This window comes from Iodidimonas muriae, from assembly GCF_014647255.1.
Lineage (GTDB): Bacteria > Pseudomonadota > Alphaproteobacteria > Sphingomonadales > Rhodothalassiaceae > Iodidimonas > Iodidimonas muriae.
The window spans coordinates 299252-325521 of record NZ_BMOV01000002.1 but is presented as its reverse complement, the minus strand read 5'-3'; the positions used below and the strand labels follow the sequence as shown (position 1 = coordinate 325521).

The following is a 26270-nucleotide window of genomic DNA, read 5'->3' as shown; positions in this document are numbered from 1 at the left end:
TGCACGCTGTGTTCAAAAACGATTGCCGGAAAATGGTGCCGCAAGAGGGACTCGAACCCCCGACCCCATCATTACGAATGATGTGCTCTACCACCTGAGCTATTGCGGCCCGACAAAAGCGAACGCACTGACACCGGCTTTCATCGGTGCAATGCGCGGCGCAACATAATGATCCAAAAGCAATCCCGCAAGAGCTAAGAACAGGTCTTTACATCATCGCCCCGAAAGAGCGGCTTGAAATGGTGCCAGCCCTATATGCCTTTGCGCCCTTTGCTTGGGTCACGATCCTGCTCAAGGCCTTGATCTGGCTGGCTGCCCAACAGTCCGATGGCCGATTCCGGCGGGGCCAAATGCGCCACATCGCCAGCACGCAGGCTGCTCCATGAAAAACTGTCAAAATGGTTACAGGACGGGCAAATCGGCGCCCAACGATCCTGGCCATGCCCGCAAGATCCACAGCGCCAACAGGCCCGCACACCGCCCTGCTGTGCGTGTTCTGCCAAGGCTTGGGCCTTGTCCTGATCCCCTTGATGCGCCGACAGGTCGGCCCGCGCCGTCAAAACCCGCCGGTCGCCGCTTTCTTCGGCCTGCGCCAAAGCCTCGCGCGCCAGATCAAAGCGCTGCGCCGCCATGGCCGCATCGGCCAAGGCCAGATGGCTTTCCAAATGAGCCGGATTTTTGGCACATAATGTTTCCACACGCTTGAGCCGCATATGGGCGGGTTCGTCGGCAGCAAGGGCAAACCATGCCTTCAACAGCAAAGGATGCGGCCCCGCCGCCCAGCCGGACAGAATGCGTTTTTCCGCTTTCATGGCTTGCCCTGCCGCTTGCAACAGCTTTGCTGCCAAGGCCACAGCCGGAGCCAGATCGGGACGCACATCCACCGATTCCATCGACAAGCGCCGCGCCGAAGGCTCGTCCCCCGCCAGATCCGCTTCCACCGCCTGACAATAAAGCAAGGCCCCACGATGGCGCTTGGCCAGCGGCTTTTCAAACACCCCGGCCCGTTCCGCCTTTTCCAGCACGGCCAGCGCATCCCCCCAATCAGCAGACGCAACGGCAAAATCAAACACCGTTTTCAAAGCCCATGTGCTTTTGGGCCGCAAAGCCAAAGCCTGCGCCGCCAAAGCGCGGGCTTTCGTCGTTTCCCCGCTGGCACGGGCCTCGCCCACCAAACCGCGCAAGCCTAAAAAGGCCGCCTCTTTGCTTTCGGCCAGCGCTTCATAATGGGCCCGTATCTGCGCTGGATTATCGGCAAGTTTGGCGGCTTCTGCGGCCATCACATGGGTCAAGGGTTGCGAAGGCAATAGCTGCACAGCCTTGTTGGTCAAGCGCTGCGCCAGCTTTTTATCTCCCGCCGACAGCGCGACCATCGCTTGATTAAGGGCGACATAGCCTTTTTCCAGACGCCGCTTGCGCCGTTTCTCTGCCGAAAATGGCAGATCACGGGCGATCAGGGTGATGAGTTTTTGCACCGCCATGCCGGTGAAAACCAGCAAGGCCAGCAAAAACCCCAACACCGTCATCGACGTTTCGGCCCGATAGCCCAGCCACTCCATACGCACCGTGCCGGGATTATCGGCAAACCACGCCGCGCCAAAGGCCGCTGCCACGATCAACAACACATATATCAAAAGGCGGATCATGGCGTGGGACGGCTCTCTTGTGGTGCATCAGGGGCCTGATCGAGCCGATCCTCAGCCCGGGCAGAGCCAAGCAGGGTCAAAAGCTGATGAAAGGCTGCTTTGGCCTCCAACTGCTCATGGGCCGCACCCAACCAACCGACGAGAACCGCGCGGGCGGCATCGGGCAGCGCCTCAGCCAGGGTCACAGCCTCTTCAAGATCCCCTGCTTCCAAAAGCGCTTCCATCTGCGACAGCTGTGCCGCTCCATCGGAGCCACCCTTGGGATCGGCAGGGCGCACCACCACCAGATTTTTTAGCCAAGTCAAAACACCCGGCTCCCCGGCCTTGTCCTGCGTCTGGCCCAAAGCGCCGGAGGGCAAGGCCCGTTGCACATCACCGGCAAGGGCCGCAAAGTCTTTGGTCAAGCGGTTCATGCCCGGCAAACCTTTGGCCGCATAGGGGGCCAGGATCGCCAAAGGCTGGGCCGCCCCCAACCGCATCAGCGGCGGCTTATCCACCAGCGCCGCCCTGAGATCCGCCAAAGGCCCCGCATAAGGCTGGCCGGTATCCACACGCCGCCCGATGGCCAAAAGGCTTCCCGCCAGCCCCGGCGTCATCATGGTGGCGCCGCGATCCACCGCTTCCAGACTGGCCATGCGAGAGGTTAAACCCTCCAGCCTTTGATCAAGGCCGCGCCGTTCGGTGCGGGCTGCAGCCAGCGCATCATTGATCGCATTGAACTGACCCAAAGGCGCGGTGCCTGCCCCGTCCTGATTTTGCGACATCGCCGCTTCCAAGGCCGCCATCCGGTCCCGTAAAGCCGCCATTTCCTGAACGATCCCGGTCGCCGCGCCGGCAGATCCGCCTTCCTCCGCCCCGCCTTGTGCAGCATCCGGCATCACCTGCGCCACATCCAAACGGGCGCTCATATCCGCCAAATCGTCTCCAAGGCGATCCAGCCGCGATAGGGTGGCGGTGCTTTCTTCGCCAAGCTGCCGGGCGGCCACTTCTACAATTTTCAAGCGGCCCATCAGATCTTGCTGGGCGCGGCTCAGATCCGCAAGCTGGGCGCGCGCCGTTTCATCCTGTGCCATTCGGGCCGTGCTGTTGGCGGGGCGCGGCTCCATCATCCCCCACGCCACCATCTGCCGCTCCACATAGGGCGTGGCAAACAGCCCACCGATAAAGCTCAACAGCAATAACAGCAAAAACCATGGCAAAAAAGCCACAACCCGACGGCCCGACGAACGCGGCCCCTGACCGCTTTTATCCGCAGAATGGGGCGTATCTTCATGAAATTCGCCTTCGATCACCGGCGGATCTTCACCATCATGCCGCTCCGTCATGCCGCGCCCATCCTTGTTTCACCTATCAAACCCACCGCCATAAGCCGCCTCAAGCGCTGCCAGAAGCGCCGGTTCATCGGGATTATTAGCGACAATTTTGCGCCGCCACCCCTCCCCTGCCGCCTGTGCAACATTGGGGCTCAGGCAAGCTGCATCCACCTTTTCCAAGACCCGGTCTTCCAGCTCTCTACGCAGCAAATCCCGAAAAACACGGGCACTGCGTGGAGAATATAACAACACCAGATCAATGTCGCCCCTTGCAAATGCCTGAACCGCATCATGGGACAGCGCATCCGCCGGTTTGGCTCGATAAACATCACGCGAAAGCAGCGAAAAACCCGCATCTTGCAGCATTTGTTCCAGCACCGCGCCGCGCGTTTCCCCCGCCAGATACAGCAAGGGCCCATCACGGGGAGAGCACTGAGCAGCCACCAACCGCGCCAGATCGGCCGCATCGCCATCGGCGGATAGCACCTGATCAAACCCCGCCTTTCGGGCGGCCTTTGCTGTGCCGTCCCCCACGGTAAACACCGGACCATGCCAATGGGAAAGGCGGCGAGCAACGGCCCGCACAGCATTGCGGCTGGTGAACAAAAGCGCCTGCATATCCTGCAGTCCGTTAAAATCCACCTCCAATATCTGGATATCCAGCACCGGCGAACATATCACCCGATGGCCGTTATGCCGCAAACGCTCCAAAAGCCGGTTACAATCCGGCTTTGGGCGGGTCAGCAAGATCGTCACCCCATCTGCTCCAAGGCAATGGCCTTCAAAAAATCCTCTCCGGCCTTTTGGCGCACCGTCATCCCTGCGGCATGGCCAATGGCTGCGGCTTCCAAAACCGTCCCTTCACGGCGCTCCTCAAAGCAGGCGGCACCATCCAGCGACAAGACTTTACCAACTAGGGTCAGGCGCGAGCCGCTGATCGTCGCCAAAGCGGCGATGGGAGTGCGGCAATTGCCTTCAAGGGCGGCCAAAAAGGCGCGCTCTGCTGTCACCGCCTGCGCCGTTGGTGCATCATTCAAAGGTGCCAATAAATCGGCTATGCGAGGATCGTCAGCGCGGCACTCCACACACACGGCCCCTTGCGCCGGAGCAGGCAACATCTGGTCCGTAGACAAAATATCCGTGGCCTTTTCTGCCACACCCAGACGCTTCATTCCGGCATAAGCCAGCAAGGTGGCATCCGCAGCCCCGGCAGCCAGCTTTTTTAACCGCGTGCCCACATTGCCGCGAAAGCTGATCACCTTGAGATCCGGGCGCAGTGCCAAAAGCTGGGCCTGTCGGCGCAAAGAGGCCGATCCCACCACCGCCCCTTGCGGCAAATCCATAAGGCACCCGCCATTGGCGGCAATCAAGGCATCGCGGGGGTCTTCGCGCTTTATAAAACAATCAATGGCCAATCCATCGGGCAGATGGGTGGGCATGTCTTTGGTGGAATGTACGGCGCAATCCAAAGCACCACTATAAAGCCCGTCTTCCAATTCCTTGGTAAACAGGCCTTTTCCGCCAATCTCTGCCAAAGGTCGGTCGAGAATCTTATCGCCGGTGGTTTTCACCGTAACAATCTCGATAGACCGGGGGGACAAATGTGAATGTGCCGCCAACAGCGCATCACGCACCATATGCGCCTGCCAAAGGGCCAAAGGACTGCCGCGGGTTCCAATTTTAAGGCTGTGTTGCATCGAATATCTGGTACGTGTATCCCCGCTTTCGGTCAAGCATGAGCAAATGATATGGCACAACATCCCGTTATTCTGGGCATTGAAACCAGCTGCGATGAAACGGCGGCGGCGATCGTCAGCGCCGATAAACGTGTTTTGGCCCATGCCTTATGGAGCCAGGTGGACGCCCATGCGGTTTATGGGGGCGTGGTGCCGGAAATCGCCGCCCGCGCCCATGTGGATCATCTGGATCATCTGATCCGCCAGGCATTATCCCAAGCGGATATGCAGCTTTGTGATGTGGATGCCATTGCCGCCACCGCAGGGCCGGGGCTGATCGGCGGCGTGATGGTGGGTGTTGTCACCGCCAAAGCCATGGCGCTGGGGGCAGGAAAACCGTTCATTGCCGTCAATCATCTGGAAGGCCATGCCTTATCCCCGCGCCTCACCGCGGATATAGCCTTTCCCTATCTGTTGTTGCTGGTTTCGGGCGGGCATTGCCAGCTTTTGGTGGTCAAAGGCGTGGGCCGCTATCACCGGCTTGGCTCCACCATCGACGATGCCGCCGGCGAGGCTTTCGATAAAACGGCAAAATTGCTGGGCCTTGGCTATCCCGGTGGGCCGGCCATCGAATTGGCGGCCCGATCCGGCGATCCCAAGCGCTTTTCCCTGCCCCGGCCCCTTACCAACAAGCCGGGCTGCAATTTCAGCTTCTCTGGGCTTAAAACCGCTGTGCGTCGGGCGGCGGAAGCCTTGGAATCGGAACAGGGCGGGGTGCATGATCGTGATCTTTGCGATCTGGCGGCCAGCACCCAAGCCGCCATCGGCGATTGCCTTATCAACCGCACAAAGCATGCCATCGCTCACTATCTGGGGGATTATGCCCCCGAAGCCCCGGCTTTGGTGGTGGCGGGCGGAGTGGCCGCCAATGAGACGCTCAGACAGCGACTCACCAGCCTTGCACAAGATCATGGCCTTGCCTTTTACGCACCGCCTTTATGGCTATGCACCGATAATGGTGCGATGATCGCCTGGGCAGGGATGGAGCGCTTCCAGATTGGTCAAAGTGATCCGCTGGACAGTCCGGCCCGCCCCCGCTGGCCATTGGATGAAACCGCCCCACCCCTTTACGGCCATGGACAAAAGGGCGCCAAAGCCTGAGCAAATCCTTATAGGCTCTTGCGATTATGGGTAGATTCGGCCACCGTCTGCATATGGAAAACAAGAAAACATTTCGTTCTATCGGCATTTTGGGCGGCGGCGCATGGGGCACCGCGCTTGGTTGCGTCAGTGCGCGTAAAGGACAAAAAACCCTGCTTTGGGCACGCAATGAAGCGGTGGTGGCCGATATCAACCACAATCACGCCAATCACTTATATTTGCCCGATATCGCGCTTGAGCCGCGTTTAAAGGCCAGCACCAATATCGCCGATCTTGGCGGTTGCGATGCCTTGCTTCTGGTTTCTCCGGCACAAACCATGCGGCAAATCGCCTTGGCCTTACGGCCCCATCTGGATGTGCATATTCCCCTGATCATTTGCGCCAAGGGCATCGAGCAGGAAACCGGCGCATTGATGAGCCAGGTTTTGGACGATGTCTTGCCGAAAAACCCGGTGGCTGTGCTTTCCGGCCCCAATTTCGCCGGCGAGGTGGCCCGCGACCTGCCTGCCGCCGTTACCTTGGCCTGCCATGATGAAGCCTTGGGCGCCGCCCTTGCCGATGCCATTGGCGCACCCACTTTCCGGCCCTATTATTCCCCCGATGTCATCGGGGCGCAGATCGGTGGCGCGGTGAAAAATGTGCTGGCCATCGCCTGCGGCATGGTGGCGGGGCTGGCTTTGGGTGAAAATGCCCGCGCCGCCCTTATCACCCGGGGCTTGGCGGAAATGACCCGCTTCGGGCTGGCCCTTGGGGCCTTGCGCGAAACCATGACCGGCCTGTCGGGGGTGGGGGATCTCATCCTTACCTGCTCTTCGGAACAATCACGCAATATGTCCTTGGGAAAGGCGCTGGGCGAAGGCCGCAAGATGACCGATATTCTGGCTGAACGGCGCGGGGTTGCCGAAGGGGCAGCCAGTGCGGCTGTGGTGCAAAAACTGGCGCTTGAAGCCGGCGTGGATATGCCCATCGTCGAGGCTGTGGCCACCTTGCTGCACTCGGACGCCGATGTAGGAGACGTCTTGAAGCATCTGCTCAACCGACCATTCCGGCATGAAGGGATTTAAACCATGCTTTTTGTTATTCTGGCCACCGACAAGGATGGCGGCAGCGCCATACGCAAAGCCACCCGCGCCGCCCATCTGGATTATCTCAAGGGCGCAGGCGACCGCCTGAAGCTGGCTGGCCCCTTGCGCGACGACAAAGACACCCCCCTTGGCTCGATGATCGTCATCGACGCCGCCTCGGAAACAGCGGCACGTTTGTTCGCGCAAAACGACCCTTATGCCCAAGCCGGGCTGTTCCAGTCCGTCGAGATCAAACCCTTTCTTGCCGTCACCGGGCGCTGGGCGCGATTGGAAGACTAAGCCATGGCTTACTGGCTGTTGAAAAGCGAACCGGGAAGCTGGAGCTGGACAGATCAACTGGCCGCCCACGAAACCCGCTGGGATGGGGTGCGCAACGCCCAGGCCTTGGGCAATATGTGCAAAATGGCGCCGGGCGACCGGGCCTTTTTCTATCATTCAGGAAAAGAGCGCGCCATTGTCGGGCTGGTGGCCATCAGCCGCAGCTTTTATCCCGATCCCGAGGATGCGAAATCCGGCCTTGTGGATGTGACCAGCGTGCAATCCATGCCGCAACCTGTGCCATTGAGCGCCATCAAGGCCGACCCCGCATTTGAATCGCTGGCTTTGGTGCGCCAACCACGCCTTTCGGTGATGCCTGTGCCTGATGATCTCGCACAAAAATTGCTGAAAATGGCCGGACTTTAAGCATTTTCGCCTGAAGCCGACAATTTTTCTACCCTCCCCAACAAGAATTCATCGTTTGATAGCTTGCGGCAAACTTCATAGCTCTGAACCTTGAAAGGCCCCCTTTATTGGCTGGCCTTATAGGTTTTGAAGGCTGTGGCGATGGATAGTTTACCGATCTTTTTCAAACTGCATGGGCGTCGCGTCATTCTGGTGGGCGACAGCGATGCCGCACGCGCCAAGCTACGGCTGCTTTTGAAAACTCCTGCCGCCATTTTATGGTTGGTGGCCGATGAAAACGCGGTCAAGGCCGCCCGTCAGGACTTTTCCGGCCTTCCCGCCTTGACCATTCTGGGCCGTCCGCTGCAATCGGCCGACCTTGCGCACACCGCCCTCGTATATGGCGCAACGGGCGTGGAAGCCGATGACCGGCGGATCGCCGCCCTTGCCCGTGCGGCCAATGTGCCGGTGAATATCGTTGATCGCCCCGATCTGTGCGACTTTACCACCCCCGCCATTGTGGACCGGTCCCCGTTGGTGGTGGCCATTGGAACCGGCGGAGCGGCCCCCGTATTCGGCCGCCGCCTGCGCGCCATGATCGAGCAACTCTTGCCCCAGGGCATTGGCACCTTGGTGGCCCGTGCCGGGGCATTTCGCGGTCGGCTGGCCGATCTTTTGCCCGGCCAAAGCGCCCGACGGCGGTTTTGGGATCGCCTGTTCGACACAACCAATCCACAAAGCCTTGTGGGGCTGGATGATGACAGCTTCACCCACCATCTGGAAAAGCTGGCCCAAGACGCGCGCACAGCAGACAAGCAAGGAACCACCGATGGCCTTGTGCAGCTTGTGGGGGCAGGCCCCGGCGATCCGGAACTGCTGACCCTGAAGGCACAACGGGCCCTGCAACAGGCGGATGTGATTTTATATGACGCACTGGTCAGCCCTGCCATTCTGGATCTCGCCCGCCGTGACGCAGATTTTCATTATGTGGGCAAGCGCCAGGGGGATCATGGACGCGGCCAAGAGGCCATCCATGATCTGATGGTGCGCCATGTCCGCGCCGGACGTCGGGTGGTGCGTCTCAAAAGCGGCGATCCCATGGTGTTTGGCCGCGCCGGCGAAGAAATCAATGCCCTTAGAAAGCATAAGATCGCCGTCGATCTGATCCCCGGCATCACTGCGCTTTCAGGCTGCGCCGCCACCTCGGAAATTCCCCTGACCCACCGCGATCATGCCTCCGCCGTAACGCTGGTTACCGGCCATGTACGGGCCGGCTCCACATTGGATTGGCGTGCCCTTGCCGGCCCCGACCGCACGGTGGCGGTCTATATGGGCATCAACACCGCCCAGGACATTTCAGATGCCTTGATCGCCGATGGCGTGTCCCCCGATTTGCCGTTGGCCATCATTGAAAATGGCACCCGTCCTGAAGAACGCCGCCTCTATGGCCATCTGGGCGATCTGGCCGGATTGGTGGCCCGCAATCAGGTCAAAAGCCCCGCCCTTATCGTGATTGGCACGGTAGCCCTGCTCGCCAAAGACTGGCCGCAAAACGCCCTGTCGCCGGGACTTGGCGAAGCCCCAATCTTTTCCCCAGCTTTTTCTCTTGTCAGCTAAAGGACCAGCCCGATGGCAGACCTCAAACCCGCCGCATCGCAACTGATCTCCGCCAATGCGCTCTGGACCGGACAGGCCGTTTTCCTGACCCGTGACGGCACATGGAGCACGGACCCCGCACAGGCCGCTTTAAGCACCAGCGCCGAAGACAGCCTGCATCTGCTTGAAATGGCCAAGGCTTCCAATGCCCGCGCCGAAGTGGAACTGGTGCATCTGGCCGCCGCCACATTGCGTGAAGATGGCCGCCCATGGCCCACCCGCAACCGTGAATATATCCGCGCCCTTGGGCCAACCGTCCGCCGCGATCTTGGCTATCAGGCAGCAACGGCCCGCGCCGATTAAGGATAAGACCCTATGTACCGCTATGACGATTATGACCAGACCATCGTGCGCCAACGGATCAACGATTTCCGCGATGCCGTAGAACGTCGCCTGTCCGGCCATTTAAGCGAGGAAGAATTCAAGCTGATCCGCCAGATGAATGGCGTCTATCTGCAGCTTCATGCCTATATGCTGCGGGTGGCCGTGCCTTATGGATCACTGGACAGCCGCCAAATGCACAAGCTGGCCCATATCGCCCGGACCTATGACAAAGGCTATGGCCATTTCACCACGCGCCAGAATATCCAGTATAATTGGCCGGCTTTGCGGGATATGCCCGATATTCTGGAAGAATTGGCCGCTGTGGATATGCACGCCATCCAAACCTCGGGCAATCTGATCCGCAATGTCACCGCCGATCCCTATGCCGGGGCCGCGGCGGAAGAACTGGCTGATCCGCGCCCCTATGCAGAGTTGATTCGTCAGTGGTCAACATTGCATCCGGAATTTTCCTTCCTGCCGCGAAAATTCAAGATCGCCGTAAATGCCAGCGCAACCGACCGCGCCGCCGTGAAATTCCACGATATCGGCCTGCAATTGAAAAACGATCCCCAGCAAGGCCGGGGCTTTTCGGTGGTGGTGGGCGGCGGCATGGGGCGCACGCCTTTCGTTGGCCCCATCCTGCGCGACTTTGTGCCCGAGGCACAGATCCTCACCTATCTGGAAGCGGTGCTGCGCAGCTATAACGAGCTGGGGCGGCGCGACAACGCATTTAAGGCGCGCATTAAAATTCTGGTCCATGAGCTTGGAAAGGAAGCCTTTTCCGAAATGGTGGAACAGGAATTTGCACGGCTTTTGCCCACAGCCGACGATCTTCCGACGGTGGAACTGGCCCGTATCCGCTCGCAATTTATCACGCCCACATTCGACCAATTGCCCGACCAGGATGCGGATTATGAGCAAGCGCTGAAAACCGATGACGCCTTTGCCCATTGGGTGGCCGTGAATGTGGTTCCCCATAAACAACCGGGCTATGCCATCGCCAATATCTCGCTCAAGCCCTATGGCGGTATTCCCGGCGATATCTCTGCGGACCAGATGGATCTGGTGGCAGATCTGGCGCAAACGGTCGGCCATGATGAAATCCGCGCCACCCATGCCCAGAATCTGGTGCTGCCCCATGTGAGAAAACGCGATCTTTATACGGTCTGGCAGGCGCTAGACAAAGCCGGGCTTGCCACCGCCAATCTGGACCGCGCCAGCGACATCATCGCCTGCCCCGGCCTTGATTATTGCGTGTTGGCCAATGCCCGCTCCATCCCCATTGCCCAGGAAATCTCCAAACGCTTTGCCGCCAAGGGCCGGGAAGACCTGATCGGCGAACTGAAGATCAAGATTTCCGGCTGCATCAATGCCTGCGGCCATCATCATGCTGGTCATATCGGCATTTTGGGCGTCGATCGCAAAGGTGAGGAAATGTACCAGCTCACCCTTGGCGGATCGGGCGCGGAAGATGCCTCCATCGGCCAGATCACCGGTCGGGGCTTTGACGAGGCCGGGATCGTCGATGCGGTGGATACGGTGGTGGATACCTATCTGGGCCAACGCAAAACCGACGAAACATTTCTCGAAACCTATCGCCGGTTGGGACCGGCTCCCTTCAAGGAGGCGCTTTATGGAACGGCTTGATCTTCGCAAACTAACGGGTGCGCATCTCAAACCCTACCGCCAGATGGACGATGATGCGCCAATGCCCGAAGAAGGGGCGGTTCTGGTGAGCCTTGAGCGGCTCACAGCAGAAAGCGAGACGCTGCTTGCCCACAATTATCCGGTGGGGCTTTTGGTGCCCGGCCAAGCAAAAGCCGCCGATCTTGCGCCTTGGCTCGACAAGGTTGCGCTCATCGCCATCCGGTTCGAAAAATTCAGCGATGGACGCGGCTTTTCCCTTGCGCACCGGCTGCGTGACGAACAGGGCTTTGGCGGTGAAATCCGCGCCACCGGCCATCTGATCGCCGACCATGCGGAATTCCTTTTACGCTCCGGCGTCACGTCAGTGGAACTAAGCGACCCACTGGCGGTGGATCATTTTATCAAGCGTCTGAAGCTCTATTCGCTGTGGTATCAAGATACGCTGGATGCCCGCCCGACGATTTTGGAACTCCGCCACGGGCGGACACGTAAAAGGCTGGCCTCATGAGCTATCTGGACCCCGATCTTTCCGGGCCGTGGGCCGCTGTTTTGTCCGACCGCTATGGTCGTGCCGATGCGCAACAGCTTTTAACCGCCATGGTCCATGAAGTGTTTCCCGGCCGCATTGCGCTGGTATCGTCTTTTGGGGCGGAATCGGCGGTGTTGCTGCATATGCTGTCTGAAATCGACCGTCATATCCCTGTGCTGTTTGTGGATACCGGAAAATTGTTTGGCGAAACCAAGCGATACCGTGATCAGCTTGTTGCAAGGCTGGGCCTGACCAATCTTCAAACCATATCACCCGACCCCAACGCTTTATCGGGAAAAGACCCCAAGGGCCTGTTGTTTGCGCAAAACCCTGATGCCTGCTGCTATTGGCGCAAGGTGGAGCCTTTGGAACGCGCCCTCAAGGGCTATGGCGCATGGATTTCCGGCCGCAAACAGTTTCATGGCGGGGCGCGCACGCATCTGACGCGGATCGAAGCCGCCGACAAACGCATCAAGATCAGTCCGCTGGCCGATTGGTCCCGCGCCGATATAGAACGCTATTTCGACCAGTACGACCTACCAAAGCATCCTTTGGAAGCGGACGGCTATCTCTCTATCGGCTGCATGCCCTGCACCCAGCGCGTGGCTCCGGGCGGCGATATTCGGTCCGGACGGTGGAGCGGACTGGACAAGACCGAATGTGGTATCCATTTATCCTTGTCGAACGCCCGAAAGCAGGCCAGCCTGTAAGTCCGGCGGCAAGGCCCGATTCTTGTCGGGCCGTCAACCGATATCTGGATATATGAATAACTATGGCTGATGACCCTTCCCAACCCGCCATTCGTCGCCTCAAACGCTCGCAACTTCCCCTGAATGCCTTGCGAGCCTTTGAAGCGGCGGCCCGGCACCTGTCGTTCAAAAAAGCGGCCGATGAACTGTCGGTCACACCCGCAGCGGTAAGCCAGCAAATCCGCACGCTGGAAGATTATTTGGGCATCCAGCTGTTCCGGCGGACCAGCCGTGCCCTGATTCTGACCGAACGCGCACAAGAATCGCTGGAGGCTTTGCGCCAGGGCTTTGATCTGATTGAAGATGCCTGCTCGGTATTGCAAAGCCCTGCCGACGACAATGTGCTGTCCTTGTCGCTATCGCCATCCTTTGCCGCCAAATGGCTGATCCCGCGCCTGCAGCGCTATTATGAGGACAATGCAAATGTGGTGGTGAAAATCGCCGCCACCAATGAATTGACCGATTTCAGCCGCGAAGATACGGATTTGGCCATTCGCTATGGCGCGGGACATTATCCCGGCCTGTTCGTGGAAGAACTGATGCGCGAAGAGGTGTTTCCTGTGTGCTCGCCCGCTTTGCTCGAAGGCGACACCCCCGTGCAAACACCTTGCGATATGGGGCATGTCACACTGATCCATGACGACAGTTCTTTAGATGATGAAAGTAATCCCACCTGGCCCATGTGGTTAAAAGCCGCGGGCGTGAAAGTGGGAGAAGGCCAACGCGCTTTGCATTTCAACCAGACGGCCCTTGCCATCGAAGCCGCCATCGCCGGACGCGGTGTGGCTTTGGCCAAGCGGACTTTGGCGGAAAGCGACCTGAAACAAGGGCGGCTGGTGCGGCCCTTCCGGCAGTCGCATCCAGTGGATTTTGCCTATTATATGGTTTGCCCCGAACAGAAAAAGAACCTGACAAAAGTGTCCAGCTTCATGGCATGGCTGCGCGAAGAAGCCGGGCAAAGCTGGGCGTGGGAAATATAGGCCTTATTCGGCTGCCACCCCCTGCCCGGCCTTGCGAGCCTTGGGCATGGCTTTTGGCGCGTAAAGGCTGGCCAAAGCCGGTATCCTGGCCAAGCTCTGGCGCGAACCGGTCCTTTTGCCAGGCAATCCGGCCATTGATTGCCACCAAAGGCACCACCCCATCGGACCGGTTGACCAATTGGTGATGGCCAAATTCGGCGCGATCAATCAGATATGTTTGCGCGGCGCTATCATAAGCCGCCAAGGCATCGGGATCGATCAGCACCAGATCAGCCCGCGCCCCGACCTCCAAAGACCCGGCATCCACACCGAAAAAATCCGCCGGATCTTTGGTTAGCCGCCGCACCATATAAGCAACGGCCTCAACACCTTCTTTCTGGGCGATCTGCAATGCTCTGAGATTGCCATCATAAAAGGCCATATTGGTCAGATGCGCACCGGAATCGTTGAAGCCCGGCAATATCTTTGGGTCCATCACCAGATCGCGCACGATTTTGGGGTCGCGGTTGGCGCTTATCATCGACCAATAAAGATCCGTATCAAAATGCTCGAACAAGGCGATGAGGAAATCCGCTTCATCCGCAACCAAAGGAGCAAGGCGATCGAACGCCTGCTGTTCTTTTCCGGAGCGCCCGGCCTTGCCGCCCATCAGCCGGTCATAAATTTCGGCCAGACTTTCTCCCGCCCAATCCGGCACCGGACAGCGATCCACCACCATATCCGCAAGATCGCGGCTGATGGCATAATCTTCCCGCTGCAAAAGCCGCTTCAATCGCGCCAAAGACCAACCGGTCTTTCCATGAAACCACATGGCCTTGAATTGCTTGCGCCATTGCGGATCGCGCAGGATCGCCAAACGCGCTTTCCTGTCTTCCAGATCCGGTTCATTAAGCCTGCGCAAGCTGGGAATTTCTTCTGCCAGCGGGGTTAACGGCCCCTCCGCCCATACCCTGAACGGAGCCGCCAGCGCCTGAAAACGGAACTGGCCCGCCATAAGCTTTGAATTCAAGAACCGCGATAAAAACCGCCCCAGTTTTACAATGCTTTTATTGGTGGCAATATCGATGGCGGCCACCGCTGTAAGCTTCAAAGGCTTCCCATAAAGCCGCCCACTGCTTAAAGCGAAGGTGCGAAACACCTGCAAGGGGCTGTCTTTGGGCGGGGTTGCCTGCCACAGCCTGTCATGGCGGCGCACAATATTCGTTAATCGCTTCAATTCTTCAAAGCGGCCATATTGGGCAGGGATACGGCTTCGTTCATTGGGGCGATTGGCCAGATAGTGAAAGGGCAGCGCATCGGTTGAAAAACCCGCATAGCCTTCTTCCATGGCTTTTTCCAAAAGCGCTTCCATGCGGGCGATTTCCGCATCCGTCGGATCGCGGTGGATGCTGTCTGACAGACCCATCACCTCGATCCGCAGCATGGAATGGGGCAAAAGCGGCACCAGATTGGGGCCAAGAGGCAAATGCTCCAGATGGGCGAGATAGGCTCCGCTGTCTTGCCAAACGGCTTTATCCGCCACGGCACGCAAAATATGCTTGGGGATATTTTCCACCCGCGCAAAGCAATCAACGACAGGATCTTGATCCTTGGTACGCTGATTGCCAAATGCCAGCCCCAATGAGCAATTGGCCACCACCACCGTTGTGGACCCGTGCCGCACCGCTTCCGGCAAAGCCGGAGCGATTTCCGCTTCCAGATCGAAATGGGTGTGGATATCCAGCAAGCCCGGCATCAACCAATGGCCCGATCCATCGATCACCGTAGCAGCCAATGCGCCGTCCAACGCGCCTTTATCGGCAATCCGTGCCACCCGGCCATTGCTTATGGCCATATCCGCATGATACGGTACGCCGCCCCCGCCATCGAACAGCATCGCGCCACGAATGATCAGATCGAATTCCGGCCTGGATGCTGTCATGGCCCTGACATTCCTTGTTTTATCCGCTTAAAGCCTGAAGAAACCGCATATAGTGCGCCGCCACTTGATCGGGAGCCTCCACCTGCGGATAATGCCCGATATGGGGTAGCTCGACGATATCATCATCGGCCCGCACCACCTGCCGATACCGCGCCACCATATGCGCGCCCGACACCGGGTCCGCCGAACCATTGATCACTTGCACCGGACAATGGCTGTTCACCAAAGCCCCCACCCAAGCCTCTCTGTTTACCCGCCGTTCCGCCATATAACCAATAAGGGAACTGAACACATGCTGGCCGCCATTGGCTGAAATCACCTGCCAATAACCTTCCAGTTCGGCGGCATCAGGCTTGGTATTCGCCCCGAATACCGCAGAGAAGCTTTTGTCAAAGCGACGCTTTTTGGTCAGCCGGTTCAGCAACGGGCCAAAGGGGCTGGCCAGCAGCTTCTGGATCAATCTGGCCCGATGGGTTTCGGGAAACAGCCCCCCGTTCAGCAGGCACAAAGACAGGAAAAACCGCTCCTGTTCGGCGCGCTGATTGTCCCGGGCCATCAGTTCCTGCGCCACCGTGTCACCATAATCATGGGCAAGAATATGACAGGACGGCAGGTGCAACTGGGCCGCCAAAGCCTCCAGCAAATCCGCCTGTTCTGGAATGCTATAGCGGTGTTTGCGCGGTTTATCGGAAAAGCCAAAGCCTAGCATATCCGGAACAATCAACCGGTAGTGCGGGGTCAAAAGCGGCCAGATCTTGTGAAAATCCCAGCCCGATGTGGGAAAGCCGTGCACCAAAAGGATCACCGGCTTTTGCAGCGCATCAGGGTCTTCGCTGGCGCTATCGACACAAAAGATCTGCCGGCCCAAAAGCCTGTAAGAGTGCCCGGCTTTGCGCCATGCCGTAAAAGATGTGCAGCTGTCTGACATGGCTTCAGTATAGCCCAAGTAAAAAAGCGCACAGCCTGCCAAATCAGCCAAGCATCATCACGAGTTGTTGACCATCACAGCAAATGGGAAAATTCCCGGAGCACCTTTTCATAAACCGGCCGCTTGAAGGGCACGATATGATCGGGCAGTTCGGCAGGCGGTGACCACCGCCATGTGCTGAATTCCTGATGTGGTCCGGTGATGTCGATCTCGGCATCCTGACCCAGGAACCGCAAGGCAAACCAGATCATGCTCTGGCCGCGATAGCGCCCGCCCCATACCTTGCCCAAAAGCTCTGGCGGCAGATCATAAAGCACCGGTTTGGACGTCTGCGCCAGAATATGGACATTATTTGTGCCGGTTTCTTCTTTCAGTTCACGCAGGGCGGCACTTTGCGGATCTTCGCCGGGATCAATGCCCCCTTGGGGCATTTGCCATGCCTTGGCTTCCGTATCGATGCGGCGACCGGTAAACACCAATCCTTGTGCATTCAGCATCATCAGGCCCACGCATGGACGATAAGGGAGGTCGATTTTGTCTGTCATGGGGCCCAATCTCACAATCCAATTCAGGGTGCGGCAGAATCCGGAGCGGATTGTCTTGCCGCCACAAGGCTGACAGGGGCCAGGGCAATGCCGCGTAAAGCCAGGCCATCAGCCCAATGGCGGATGCGCGCCACCGTGATGGGATAAGGCCGCCCGAATCCCACAGCGACACCCCGTTGCCTGGCAATCAATTCCAGATCTGCCAGATAGCGGTCAATTTCGGCCTCGGATGCCTGATTGTCGATATAGCGATCATTCACCGCATAAGCCAAGCCCAGCTCTTGCGAAACGGCGCCCACCACCGACCGCGCCGAAGAGCGTGAATCCACAATCATCAAGCCGCGGCGGGCAATATCCTTCAACACCGGTTCCAAGGCATCACGGCTGGCCGTAAAGCGCGATCCCATATGATTGGTCAGCCCCGCATAGCCTTGCATCCGGCTCATCACCCGATGCAAACGCGCCAGATTTTCCGCAGGCTGCAAAGACACCAGCAAACTATCGGGACCGGGATCATTACGCGGATAGGCCATCGGTTCCATCGGCACCATCAGCAACACTTCATGGCCCGCCTCCCTTGCCGCCGCAACGCTGGCCTGCGGATTGCGGCCATAAGGCGAAATCGCAAGGGTGATATCGGCGGGAAGATCATTGATGGCGCGCGCGGTGGCGGCTTGTGACAAACCAATGCCTTCGATCACCAACGCAATGACCGGCTCATTGGCTTTGGGCAAATAGGGCCGCGCATAGGCTTGCCATGGCTTGCGACCATCGGCCCCCACCACTGGCAAGGTGCCGTCTTCGGTGGTTTCCACCAAGGCCGGATCTGGCACCGGTCCTAGGGAAATCACCGGCGCCGCCGGATTCGGGGCCATATCGGAAAAGGCCACGCCGCCCTTTTCAGCCAAGGAAGGCTGGAATGACGAGGCCTTATTTGCAGATTGCTGTGTTTGCGCCGGAGAGGGATCAGCTGAAACAGCGGTTTGCGGGGCATCTGCCATATCGGTTTGGGATGGCGCTTTATCCTGCCCCGTTTCGGCTTGGGCAACAGCGGGGCGATCCTCCACCATATGATGGTCCGGCCCCTCAGCCTTTAACGGCTGATAGCTGAAATGTAGCCAAATACCCAGCCCGGCCAACCCTAAAAGCGTTGTCAGCCACAGCACAAGAAGAGGCCCGGCACCGCCGAGCCTCTTCATCAATCCAGTCATGAACAGCTTTTGAAACCCCACGGCCCCGCCACTTAATTTTCGATATCCGCTGCAGCTTGTTGCTGGGTTTCAACCGTGCGGATGCCCTGCAACAGATCCAGCGCATAATTAAGCTGGTAATCACCGGGGTCTTCTTCCGTCTCCGCTTCTGCATCGGCACTGTCCGCAGCGTCGGCTGTGGCCTTTGCATCCTGTTGTGGTTCCGGTGCGGCCTGATCCTTGGCAGCATCAGCATCCGGATCGATAACGGCAGCGATTTCATCCTTCTTCACATCGCTTTCCGCCTCGTCAACCAGCTGCTCATTACGCAAATGACCAATCAGATCTTTTTCCCGACGCGGCTTCAACACCCGCCCATTGGGCAAAACGCGCGGCTGATGCACTTCGATATCCGGCTCGATGCCACGTTCCTGAATAGACCGGCCAGACGGGGTATAATAACGGGCCGTGGTCAGGCGCAGGGCACTTTCAGCCCCCAAAGGAATGATGGTCTGCACCGTTCCCTTGCCAAAGGTATCATCGCCCAGAATGGTGGCACGGCGATGATCTTGCAACGCACCAGCCACAATTTCCGAAGCCGAGGCCGATCCGGCATCCACCAGAACCACCACCGGCTTGCCATTGATCAAATCACCCGGCGTTGCATGCCAGCGCTTGGTATCGCGGGCATGGCGACCTCGGGTAGACACCACCTCGCCTTTTTCCAAAAACGCATCGGAAACGGCAATGGCCTGATCAAGAAGCCCGCCGGGATTGCTGCGCAGATCCAGAACAAGACCAACCATGGACTCGCCAAGCTGTTCTTCGATATCGCGTACCGCTTCCTTAACGCCGCGCGTGGTCTGGTCATTGAACGTGCGGACCCGCACATAACCGACATTATCGCGCTCTATGCGATGCGATACGGCGGCAACGGTGATATTGTCGCGCACCAGATCCACATCGAAAATCTCGTCATCTTCGCCTTCCATAGGGCGCACCACCGTGATGGTCAAAGGGGCTCCCACAGGGCCGCGCATCATCTCGACAGCATCATTGAGGGTCAGGCCCAGAACCGGCTTGCCATCAATCTGGGTGATATAATCGCCGCTTTTGAGGCCCGCCCGCGAGGCCGGTGTGTCATCGATGGGGGAAACCACTTTGACAACGCCGTTTTCCTGAGTCACTTCCAGCCCCAGCCCGCCATATTCCCCACGTGTTTGCACCTGCATGGCACGGAAACTATCGGGGCCCATATAGCTGGAATGCGGATCAAGCGAGGCCAACATGCCATTGATGGCCGCTTCGAGAACCTCTTTGTCCTCCACTTCTTCCACATATTCAGCCCGCACCCGCTCGAATACTTCCATCAGAAGATTGAGCTGCCGGTACGTTTCAGCATTATTGCCTTCAGCATATGATGTAGCGCTGCCCACAAAGGCCATAACCGCCACGCCCGCGCCTAAAAGATATCCTCGCATTCTCAACTTACCTTTCCTAATCCCGCCGCCAACCACGGCAAGGGATCCACAGGTTCACCCCCCTTGCGCAATTCCACATAGAGCTCTGGTGCGTGACGCTTTGGCGCGTGCTCCGATGAGATCGCAGCGATCTGAGCCGCTTCAGTATCTCCCGCCATTGCCCCGACAGGTTCCCCCGCCAGCACCCACTGACCCACAGACGCATAAACACGATCCATGCCGGCCAGCAATGTATGGTACTCTTCGCCATGGGCAATGATCAAGAGCTTGCCATAGCCACGGAACGGCCCAGAATACACAACCCGTCCATCATATGGGGCCACCACCTGCGCATCTGCAAGGGTTTCTATGGTGATTCCCTTTTCATGTAGGCCACCATTCAACGCGCCGAATGCCCGCAAAAGCCGCCCGCGCGCCGGAAGCGGCAGGCTGCCCCGAGCGGTGCTGAGCGGTTTGGCGAATGGTGGCGCAGACTCGGTGCGCTTCGGGGCCTGATCAAGGCGTTTGGCCGCCTCGGCCGCCGCAACCCGGCGTTTTTCCTGTTCGGCTTCAATGGCGAAAAGCAAATCTTCCAAAGTCCGCGCCTTTTTGGCCAGACTTTGAACGACACGGGATTCTTCATCGGCTTCATGCAAAAAGCGCTTCCGGTCTGCCTCCCGGCTTTGGCGTAAAACCTCCAGCTCCCGACGGCTGTCATCCAAAGCCTGATGCTCTTGCTCAAGCGCCTCGCGCTCGGCAATCAAATCTTCCCGCAAGGCCAGAATTCGCGCCACCTGCTCACCGATTTCCCGCGCCTGACGTTCAAGCTGCGGAGCCAGTTCACGCAGCAAAATAGCGCTTTTGATGGTGTCGTCCGCCTCTCCGGGACGCAATAAAGCCAAATCCGTGGGCCGGCGCGACAGACGTTGCAGGGCCGCCAATGTATGGGCCATCTGACCGCGTCGCCGGTCCAGATTTTGTTCCTGTTCGACCAATATGTCGCCCAAACTCTCGATCTTCATAAGAAGCGCCGTCACCCGTTCTTCCAGGCCCTGCACATCGGCGGTGGCGGCCATGATCCGCCGGGTAAGCGCTTCGGTTTCGCGGCCTGCCTTTTGCGCTTGTTCGGCCAGATCCCGTTGATGCTGCGCCCGATCCGCCAGTTCTTGCTCGATGGCTTGCAACTGGTCGCGGGCTCTATCGGGGTCCGCAACCTGCGCCTGCACCGAGGCCGCCGCCAAAAACCACACCCCCAAAAACCATAGCCCCAAAAGACGCAGCCAAAAAATGGGTCCGGTCGCCTTTGCCATGGTCATATCAGTCCCTTGAAGGCGCATAGTGCGGTCATTCCCGATGATAAGGATGCCCCACAAATATGGACATCGCGCGGTAGATCTGTTCCGCCAGCATCACCCGCACAAGCATGTGGGGCCATGTCAGATTTGACAAGGACAGCGTGGCATCGGCACGAGCCAAAACCGCCGCCCCATGTCCATCGGCACCGCCGATCACAAAGGCCAATGGACGGCCAAAGCCAAACCAGTCTTGCAATTTTTGCGACAATGCCATGCTGGTCGGTTGTTTTCCATGTTCATCCAGAACAATTACAAACGCATTGGCCGGCAAGGCAGCCAGCACCTTTTCCCCCTCGCGTTTTTTACGTTCCCCGCCGCTTAAAGGGCGACGCTCTTCCACTTCGATAATGCGCGCAGGAAAGGACAAACGATCCAGATAGCCCTGTGCCAGCGCGGCTTCTGGCCGTCGTCCCGCTTTGCCCACCGCGACAATACTCACATCCATCTTGTTGCCTCAAATCTCTGTCGCATGGTCACGCGATAGCGCTTTTTCTTCAAGCATGGGCATGGTCGATAATCGCCGCCATATCAAGACCACCCGGTAAAGTGCCAAAGCTCTGGCCCCAATCACCGCCCAAACGGCTGGCACAAAACCCGTCAGCAGCCGCCGATGGTGCGAATTGCACCATCAAAGACCCTTCCAAGAGCACCGCCATATCTTCCACCAAACGCCGGGCTTGGGATTCTTCGGGCATGCCCTTGGCCAAACGGTTCCCCAACCGATCCAAAGCCGCATCAAAGCGCTTGTCACCGCCCCGCGCGCGGCCCAGTTCATCCATCAGAACTGCCAGCGAATCGGGCGTCTTCACAGCGGTTCGCAGCGCATCCAAGGCAATCACATTGCCCGACCCTTCCCAAATGGAATTCAACGGCGCTTCCCGATACAAACGCGGCATGGGCGTTTCTTCCACATAGCCCACACCGCCATGCACTTCCATGGCTTCAAAAATCAGCGGCGACACCCGCTTATTAAGCCAGTATTTCCCCACCGCCACCGCCAAACGGGCGAAGGCTCCGGCGTCTGGATCACTTGCACTTTCGTCAAAAGCACGGGCAAGACGCATGGCCAACAAGGTGGCGGCCTGCGATTCGATGGCCAGATCGGCCAGCACATTCTGCATCAAAGGCTGGTGGATCAGCGACTTTTGAAACACCCGACGGTGCGTTGCATGATGCAGCGCTTCAACCAAAGCACGGCGCATCAAAGACGCCGCCCCCACTGTGGTATCGAGCCTTGTATGATGCACCATCTCGATAATGGTGCGGATACCCTGCCCCTCTTCGCCCACCCGTTGCGCCCAAGCCCCCTGATATTCGATTTCCGCCGACGCATTGGCCTTGTTGCCCAGCTTGTCTTTCAGGCGTTGAATGAATAGGCGGTTGCGCGCTCCATCGGGGGTCCAACGCGGCACAAAAAAGCAGGTCAGCCCCTTTGGCGCATAAGCCAGCGTCAAAAACGCATCAGACATGGGGGCGGAACAGAACCATTTATGGCCCACCAGTTCATAGCACCCATCCTTGCCATCAATGAGCTCGGCTCTGGTGCTATTGGCCCGCACATCAGAGCCACCTTGCTTTTCCGTCATGGCCATACCCATGGTGGCGCCGGTTTTGCGCTCCACCGGCACAAAAGCCGGATCATAGTGGCCGGATAATAATTTCGGTTCCCACAAAGCGGCCAATTGCGGATTGTGGCGCAAGGCAGGCACAACGGCATAGGTCATGCTCAGGGGGCAGCACACACCGGCATCCACCTGATGCAATAAAAACTCCAGCACCGCATGGGTCACATGACCCGCCGACGGGGTTGTCCAGGCCACACTTTGCTGACCATGGGCCATGCCAAGGGCCATCAATTGATGATAGCTGGGATGAAAGCGCACCTCATCGATTCGCTGACCATAGCGATCAAAGGGCATGAATTCCGGCGGATAACGATTGGCATCGTCACCGGCTTGCAAAATCTCAGGTGTCCCCAAAACGGCCCCATAGGCAGAGGCTTTTTGCACCGCCTCTTCATTGCCCTCCCGCCGTACTGCATCCACCAGAGCCTTGTCTGTTGAAAACAGATTATAATCAACCAGCGGCGGCGGCTGATTGGTCACATCATGGGTGGCGAGATCGGTCATCGGACGATAATGGGGCATGGGACAGTCTCACACGGATCAAGAACGGCCTTACAGCATACAACGCCCACTATACGAAAAAAGAGCACAGAAGCGATAAAGCACGATGATCTGTGCCTTGCCTGCCGAAGATGGCAGCGTTATGCACGGCCCTTCTCTTCACCCCGAAAGGGCGCAAATCGGCGACAGGCAAGGACCCCATGACCAACACAGCACGCCCGCAGCGATTTCAAGACACATCCGTTTTAGTGACCGGCGGCAGTTCGGGCATTGGTGCCGATGTGGTCCGCGCCCTTGCGGCCGAAGGGGCGCAGGTGATGTTTTGCGGATTGCCCGATGGATGCGGTGAGCAGTTGGAGCACACCCTCTGCGCCCAAGGCCACAAAGCCCGGTTTGTGGCTGCCGATGTGCGGGCGGATGACCAGATGCGCCAGCTTGTTGCCAGCTGCCTTCAAAGCCTTGGCGGCCTTGATATGGCGGTAAATTGCGCCGGCATCAGCCACCCGCCGCAGCGCTTGGCCGATATCGACCCCGATCATTGGCGCAATGTGATGGCCACCAATGCCGATGGTATTTTTTACGCAATGCGCCATGAAATCCCGGCCATGCTGGAAAATGGAGATCCAGACAGGAATCGCGCCATCGTCAATATCGCTTCGATTTTGGGAACCCGCGGCGCCCCGTGGATTGCCGCTTATGGAGCCAGCAAGCACGCGGTGGTCGGGCTCACCCAATCGGCAGCGCGGGATTATGCCACCTTCGGCCTGCGCATCAATGCGGTGTCGCCGGGGCCTGTGGACACACCGATGCTAGCCAGAGCCTTGCGCGATATCGGATCGGATACCAGCAAATATGCCGGGGGATTTCCACCCGCCGGCCCCGGAAAGCCCCATGATGTGGCCGCTGCCGTGCTGTTTTTATTGAGTTTAGAAGCCGCCTATATCAATGGCACCAATCTGCATGTGGATGGAGCCACCACAGCGATCTGATCGAGATGAATGGCAAAAAATGGCGACAATCCAATATGGTAAAGTGCGATCTTAAAGCCGCAATCCGCGCGGTGTCAGCCAGCGTTCTACCAAATCAAACAGCCCGGTGACCAAAAGTGCCAGCAAAGCCGCCGGCACAGCCCCTTCCAAAATAAGCCCCATATCATCCAGCCTTATGCCGGTAAGAATTGGTTGCCCATAACCGCCCGCGCCGATCAACGCCCCAAGGGTTGCCGCGCCCACATTGATCACTGCCGCCGTTTTGATGCCTGCAAGCAAAGTGGGCAGCGCCAAAGGCAATTCGATGCGCCACAGCCGCGCCATCGGCGGCAAGCCCAAGGCCTGCGCCGATTCCTGCAAATCGGCGGGGATACCCGCAAGCCCTGCATGGCCGTTTCGCACAATGGGCAACAGCGAATATAAAAACAGCGCCGCAATGGTGGGGGCGGCGCCGATCCCCAAAAGCGGGATCATGAACACAAATAGGGCCAAGGCGGGCACCGTTTGCAAAATACCCACAAAGCCCAATATCGCTCCCCCCAGATGCGGCTTGCGAAAAGCGACAATGGCCAAAGGCACCGCCAAAACCAGCGCCATGGTCAAAGACAGGGCCACCAAGCGCATATGCTCCACACTGCGCTGCCAAATGCGCCCCAAAAGCCCTGCATTCCCCTCTCCCACCACTGTCTGGCCGGTTTCCTTGCTCAAAAAATCGGCGGCCACGGCGGTTTCCGGTTGGCGGTCTATTTTCACCCTTTTGTTCATCTGCCGCATATGCTGCGCCAAAATCCGCCCCGCCAAAGACTGAAGGGCCTCCACCGCTTGCGGATGGCTCTGTGCCAGATCCGCCCGGTATAAAAACACCGCTTCATAGGCGGGAAAGAAACCGCGATCATCTTCAAGCACTTTTAGGTCATAAAAAGCGATTTCCGCGTCGGTGGTATACACATCGATCACCTCCAGACGCCCATCCGCAAGGCCGCGATAAGACAGATCGTGCTGCAAGCCATCAGCCTTTTGCGCCAAGCCATAAGCGGCTTTCAAGGCAGGCCAACCGTCGCCGCGATCAAGAAATTCATTGGACAGGCCAAAGCGCAAATCCATGCGTCCCACCAGATCGGAAATCCGTGTGATGTTTTTGGCTTTGGCCACATCCGCCTGCATCGCCAAACCATAGCTATTGTTAAACCCCAAGGGGTTTGTCATGGCGATGCCGTTTTGCGCCAACAAGCGCTCCAAAGCGGCCGGGTCTGTCGCCTTTGCCGCCGCATAAATTTCAAAACGCAGCGTGCCCGTATAATCGGGGTAGGCATCGATTTCGCCGCGCTTCAATGCCCCAAACACAATGCGGGTGCCCCCCAAAGCCTGCCGGTGCACCACCTGTTGGCCGGCTTCCCGCAAGGAAAGGCGTGCAAGTTCGGACACAATCACCGATTCCGTGAAGGCTTTGGACGCAATCACCACCGCGCGATCATCTGTCTTCGGGGGGGCGGCCGCCGCCGTCAAAAAAAGCCATGCGCAGGCAATCATCAAACGGGCCATCATCACAAGGCCCCCCCGGCCAGCACGCCCCTTTGCGCTTTTACAAACGCACTGACAAAGGGATCGGCAGGGTGATCGACCAAATCCTTGAAACCGCCATCCTGAACCAACTGCCCCTCACGCAATAAAACAATGCGTTTTGATAAAAAGGCGGCCTCTGCCAGATCATGGGTGACCAAAATCACCGTCAGACCCAGCGTTTGGAAAATATCGCGCAGATCCGTCTGCAATTGATAGCGAATCATCGGGTCAAGCGCCCCCAATGGCTCGTCCAGCAGCAAAACTTCCGGTTCCAGCATCAAAGCCCGCATCAGGCTGACCCGCTGGCGCTGGCCACCCGATAAATCTGCGGGATATTGCGCCAGACGATCCTCCCCCAGATGAACCAGCCTTGCCAATTCAACGAGACGATCTTGGATGCGCGCCTTTGACCAGCCCAATTGCCGGGCCATCAGCGTTACATTCCGGGCAGCGGTCAGATGCGGGAACAGACCGCCATTTTGAATGACATATCCCAAATTCTGGCGATAGGGCCCCATATCCAGATCAGAAAGCGCCTTGCCGTGAAAGCGGATCGTTCCTTCACTGGGGGTGACAAGCCCCGCCAATAAGCGGATCAACGTGGATTTGCCGCAGCCCGATGGCCCGATCAGCGCCAGCTGCTCGCCTGCCCGAATTTCTAGATCCAGCGGCCCCAAAGCACGATGCGCGCCATAAATCTGGCCAACGCCGTGCAAGGAAAACAACAAAGGCATATGGGTTGTGGCGCTCATGCCCGAAGCCTA

At 58.4% G+C, this 26270-nt stretch carries 25 protein-coding genes and 1 tRNA gene; 11 read left to right on the top strand and 15 right to left on the bottom strand.

The features are described 5' to 3' along the window. Positions 1-33: 33 nt before the first annotated feature. The 5 genes from IEX96_RS03970 to hemC form a co-directional block, all read right to left on the bottom strand. Positions 34-109: transfer RNA gene (locus tag IEX96_RS03970), tRNA-Thr, on the bottom strand. A gap of 142 nt (positions 110-251) precedes the next feature. After that, positions 252-1646, bottom strand: a complete 1395-nt coding sequence (locus IEX96_RS03965; protein ID WP_150004344.1) for a heme biosynthesis protein HemY — start codon at positions 1644-1646, stop codon at positions 252-254. Continuing rightward, positions 1643-2971, bottom strand: a complete 1329-nt coding sequence (locus IEX96_RS03960; protein WP_188873504.1) for a hypothetical protein — start codon at positions 2969-2971, stop codon at positions 1643-1645. The genes IEX96_RS03965 and IEX96_RS03960 overlap by 4 nt, the downstream gene beginning before the upstream one ends. Before the next feature lie 18 nt (positions 2972-2989). Next, a complete protein-coding gene (locus IEX96_RS03955; protein WP_150004342.1) occupies positions 2990-3715 on the bottom strand; it encodes a uroporphyrinogen-III synthase in 726 nt (241 codons plus the stop codon). Further along, positions 3712-4656 (bottom strand): hydroxymethylbilane synthase, encoded by a 945-nt coding sequence (hemC, locus tag IEX96_RS03950; RefSeq protein ID WP_150004341.1) that lies wholly within the window; start codon positions 4654-4656, stop codon positions 3712-3714. Before hemC ends, IEX96_RS03955 begins: the two co-directional genes overlap by 4 nt. A 51-nt stretch (positions 4657-4707) precedes the next feature. Here hemC and tsaD point away from each other — a divergent pair, with 51 nt between their 5' ends. The 10 genes from tsaD to gcvA all read left to right on the top strand — a co-directional run bounded on the left by tsaD (position 4708) and on the right by gcvA (position 13429). Beyond that, positions 4708-5796, top strand: a complete 1089-nt coding sequence (gene tsaD / locus IEX96_RS03945; protein WP_150004340.1) for a tRNA (adenosine(37)-N6)-threonylcarbamoyltransferase complex transferase subunit TsaD — start codon at positions 4708-4710, stop codon at positions 5794-5796. Between the two features lie 26 nt (positions 5797-5822). Next, complete coding sequence (locus tag IEX96_RS03940) at positions 5823-6860, top strand: NAD(P)H-dependent glycerol-3-phosphate dehydrogenase (protein ID WP_229773511.1); 1038 nt, start codon at positions 5823-5825, stop codon at positions 6858-6860. 3 nt (positions 6861-6863) lie between these two features. Then, positions 6864-7160 carry a YciI family protein gene (locus tag IEX96_RS03935; protein ID WP_150004339.1) on the top strand — a complete coding sequence of 99 codons (297 nt, stop codon included), beginning with the start codon at positions 6864-6866 and terminating at the stop codon, positions 7158-7160. A gap of 3 nt (positions 7161-7163) precedes the next feature. Continuing rightward, complete coding sequence (locus IEX96_RS03930) at positions 7164-7565, top strand: EVE domain-containing protein (RefSeq protein ID WP_150004338.1); 402 nt, start codon at positions 7164-7166, stop codon at positions 7563-7565. A 141-nt stretch (positions 7566-7706) separates the two neighbouring features. Further along, positions 7707-9161 (top strand): siroheme synthase CysG, encoded by a 1455-nt coding sequence (cysG, locus tag IEX96_RS03925; protein ID WP_188873503.1) that lies wholly within the window; start codon positions 7707-7709, stop codon positions 9159-9161. A 12-nt stretch (positions 9162-9173) separates the two neighbouring features. Further along, positions 9174-9503, top strand: a complete 330-nt coding sequence (locus IEX96_RS03920; RefSeq protein WP_150004334.1) for a DUF2849 domain-containing protein — start codon at positions 9174-9176, stop codon at positions 9501-9503. A 12-nt stretch (positions 9504-9515) separates the two neighbouring features. Beyond that, positions 9516-11171: a nitrite/sulfite reductase gene (locus tag IEX96_RS03915; RefSeq protein ID WP_150004333.1), complete on the top strand. Its 1656-nt coding sequence runs from the start codon at positions 9516-9518 to the stop codon at positions 11169-11171. Beyond that, on the top strand, positions 11158-11679 hold the full coding sequence (locus IEX96_RS03910) for a DUF934 domain-containing protein (protein ID WP_188873502.1): 522 nt from the start codon (positions 11158-11160) through the stop codon (positions 11677-11679). The genes IEX96_RS03915 and IEX96_RS03910 overlap by 14 nt, the downstream gene beginning before the upstream one ends. Then, positions 11676-12410 carry a phosphoadenylyl-sulfate reductase gene (locus IEX96_RS03905; protein ID WP_150004331.1) on the top strand — a complete coding sequence of 245 codons (735 nt, stop codon included), beginning with the start codon at positions 11676-11678 and terminating at the stop codon, positions 12408-12410. Before IEX96_RS03910 ends, IEX96_RS03905 begins: the two co-directional genes overlap by 4 nt. 62 nt (positions 12411-12472) lie before the next feature. After that, positions 12473-13429 carry a transcriptional regulator GcvA gene (gcvA, locus tag IEX96_RS03900; RefSeq protein WP_150004330.1) on the top strand — a complete coding sequence of 319 codons (957 nt, stop codon included), beginning with the start codon at positions 12473-12475 and terminating at the stop codon, positions 13427-13429. Here gcvA and IEX96_RS03895 read toward each other — a convergent pair. The 8 genes from IEX96_RS03895 to IEX96_RS03860 all read right to left on the bottom strand — a co-directional run bounded on the left by IEX96_RS03895 (position 13377) and on the right by IEX96_RS03860 (position 22975). Continuing rightward, positions 13377-15350: an N-acyl-D-amino-acid deacylase family protein gene (locus tag IEX96_RS03895; protein ID WP_150004329.1), complete on the bottom strand. Its 1974-nt coding sequence runs from the start codon at positions 15348-15350 to the stop codon at positions 13377-13379. The genes gcvA and IEX96_RS03895 overlap by 53 nt on opposite strands. Positions 15351-15369: 19 nt before the next feature. Further along, complete coding sequence (locus IEX96_RS03890; RefSeq protein ID WP_150004328.1) at positions 15370-16278, bottom strand: alpha/beta fold hydrolase; 909 nt, start codon at positions 16276-16278, stop codon at positions 15370-15372. 74 nt (positions 16279-16352) lie between these two features. Then, positions 16353-16823 carry an RNA pyrophosphohydrolase gene (locus IEX96_RS03885; protein WP_150004327.1) on the bottom strand — a complete coding sequence of 157 codons (471 nt, stop codon included), beginning with the start codon at positions 16821-16823 and terminating at the stop codon, positions 16353-16355. A 23-nt stretch (positions 16824-16846) separates the two neighbouring features. After that, the gene (locus tag IEX96_RS03880; protein WP_188873501.1) at positions 16847-18022 is read right to left on the bottom strand and encodes a divergent polysaccharide deacetylase family protein; all 1176 of its coding nucleotides are present in this window, start codon (positions 18020-18022) and stop codon (positions 16847-16849) included. Positions 18023-18066: 44 nt separating this feature from the next. Beyond that, the gene (locus IEX96_RS03875; RefSeq protein ID WP_150004514.1) at positions 18067-19494 is read right to left on the bottom strand and encodes a S41 family peptidase; all 1428 of its coding nucleotides are present in this window, start codon (positions 19492-19494) and stop codon (positions 18067-18069) included. A 2-nt stretch (positions 19495-19496) separates the two neighbouring features. Beyond that, positions 19497-20789, bottom strand: a complete 1293-nt coding sequence (locus IEX96_RS03870; RefSeq protein ID WP_188873500.1) for a murein hydrolase activator EnvC family protein — start codon at positions 20787-20789, stop codon at positions 19497-19499. A gap of 28 nt (positions 20790-20817) precedes the next feature. Then, a complete protein-coding gene (locus IEX96_RS03865; protein WP_150004324.1) occupies positions 20818-21273 on the bottom strand; it encodes a 23S rRNA (pseudouridine(1915)-N(3))-methyltransferase RlmH in 456 nt (151 codons plus the stop codon). A 49-nt stretch (positions 21274-21322) separates the two neighbouring features. After that, complete coding sequence (locus IEX96_RS03860; RefSeq protein WP_188873499.1) at positions 21323-22975, bottom strand: acyl-CoA dehydrogenase family protein; 1653 nt, start codon at positions 22973-22975, stop codon at positions 21323-21325. A 179-nt stretch (positions 22976-23154) separates the two neighbouring features. Here IEX96_RS03860 and IEX96_RS03855 point away from each other — a divergent pair, with 179 nt between their 5' ends. Then, positions 23155-23943, top strand: a complete 789-nt coding sequence (locus tag IEX96_RS03855; RefSeq protein ID WP_188873498.1) for an SDR family NAD(P)-dependent oxidoreductase — start codon at positions 23155-23157, stop codon at positions 23941-23943. A gap of 51 nt (positions 23944-23994) precedes the next feature. Here the strand turns inward: IEX96_RS03855 and IEX96_RS03850 are convergent, their stop codons facing one another. Together IEX96_RS03850 and IEX96_RS03845 are read right to left on the bottom strand one after the other, a co-directional pair. Next, the gene (locus IEX96_RS03850; protein WP_150004322.1) at positions 23995-25488 is read right to left on the bottom strand and encodes an ABC transporter permease/substrate-binding protein; all 1494 of its coding nucleotides are present in this window, start codon (positions 25486-25488) and stop codon (positions 23995-23997) included. Further along, complete coding sequence (locus tag IEX96_RS03845; protein ID WP_229773510.1) at positions 25488-26258, bottom strand: ABC transporter ATP-binding protein; 771 nt, start codon at positions 26256-26258, stop codon at positions 25488-25490. Before IEX96_RS03845 ends, IEX96_RS03850 begins: the two co-directional genes overlap by 1 nt. Positions 26259-26270: the final 12 nt, after the last annotated feature.

Coding starts and splice junctions, on each gene's coding strand:
- IEX96_RS03845 (WP_229773510.1), bottom strand. CDS start 26,258: ATGAGCGCCACAACCCATATGCCTTTGTTGTTTTCCTTGCACGGCGTT.
- IEX96_RS03915 (WP_150004333.1), top strand. CDS start 9,516: ATGTACCGCTATGACGATTATGACCAGACCATCGTGCGCCAACGGATC.
- cysG (WP_188873503.1), top strand. CDS start 7,707: ATGGATAGTTTACCGATCTTTTTCAAACTGCATGGGCGTCGCGTCATT.
- IEX96_RS03890 (WP_150004328.1), bottom strand. CDS start 16,278: ATGTCAGACAGCTGCACATCTTTTACGGCATGGCGCAAAGCCGGGCAC.
- IEX96_RS03895 (WP_150004329.1), bottom strand. CDS start 15,350: ATGACAGCATCCAGGCCGGAATTCGATCTGATCATTCGTGGCGCGATG.
- IEX96_RS03875 (WP_150004514.1), bottom strand. CDS start 19,494: ATGCGAGGATATCTTTTAGGCGCGGGCGTGGCGGTTATGGCCTTTGTG.
- IEX96_RS03940 (WP_229773511.1), top strand. CDS start 5,823: ATGGGTAGATTCGGCCACCGTCTGCATATGGAAAACAAGAAAACATTT.
- hemC (WP_150004341.1), bottom strand. CDS start 4,656: ATGCAACACAGCCTTAAAATTGGAACCCGCGGCAGTCCTTTGGCCCTT.
- IEX96_RS03885 (WP_150004327.1), bottom strand. CDS start 16,823: ATGACAGACAAAATCGACCTCCCTTATCGTCCATGCGTGGGCCTGATG.
- IEX96_RS03910 (WP_188873502.1), top strand. CDS start 11,158: ATGGAACGGCTTGATCTTCGCAAACTAACGGGTGCGCATCTCAAACCC.
- IEX96_RS03860 (WP_188873499.1), bottom strand. CDS start 22,975: ATGCCCCATTATCGTCCGATGACCGATCTCGCCACCCATGATGTGACC.
- IEX96_RS03905 (WP_150004331.1), top strand. CDS start 11,676: ATGAGCTATCTGGACCCCGATCTTTCCGGGCCGTGGGCCGCTGTTTTG.
- IEX96_RS03965 (WP_150004344.1), bottom strand. CDS start 1,646: ATGATCCGCCTTTTGATATATGTGTTGTTGATCGTGGCAGCGGCCTTT.
- IEX96_RS03880 (WP_188873501.1), bottom strand. CDS start 18,022: ATGAAGAGGCTCGGCGGTGCCGGGCCTCTTCTTGTGCTGTGGCTGACA.
- tsaD (WP_150004340.1), top strand. CDS start 4,708: ATGGCACAACATCCCGTTATTCTGGGCATTGAAACCAGCTGCGATGAA.
- IEX96_RS03920 (WP_150004334.1), top strand. CDS start 9,174: ATGGCAGACCTCAAACCCGCCGCATCGCAACTGATCTCCGCCAATGCG.
- gcvA (WP_150004330.1), top strand. CDS start 12,473: ATGGCTGATGACCCTTCCCAACCCGCCATTCGTCGCCTCAAACGCTCG.
- IEX96_RS03850 (WP_150004322.1), bottom strand. CDS start 25,488: ATGATGGCCCGTTTGATGATTGCCTGCGCATGGCTTTTTTTGACGGCG.
- IEX96_RS03935 (WP_150004339.1), top strand. CDS start 6,864: ATGCTTTTTGTTATTCTGGCCACCGACAAGGATGGCGGCAGCGCCATA.
- IEX96_RS03865 (WP_150004324.1), bottom strand. CDS start 21,273: ATGGATGTGAGTATTGTCGCGGTGGGCAAAGCGGGACGACGGCCAGAA.
- IEX96_RS03960 (WP_188873504.1), bottom strand. CDS start 2,971: ATGACGGAGCGGCATGATGGTGAAGATCCGCCGGTGATCGAAGGCGAA.
- IEX96_RS03930 (WP_150004338.1), top strand. CDS start 7,164: ATGGCTTACTGGCTGTTGAAAAGCGAACCGGGAAGCTGGAGCTGGACA.
- IEX96_RS03855 (WP_188873498.1), top strand. CDS start 23,155: ATGACCAACACAGCACGCCCGCAGCGATTTCAAGACACATCCGTTTTA.
- IEX96_RS03870 (WP_188873500.1), bottom strand. CDS start 20,789: ATGACCATGGCAAAGGCGACCGGACCCATTTTTTGGCTGCGTCTTTTG.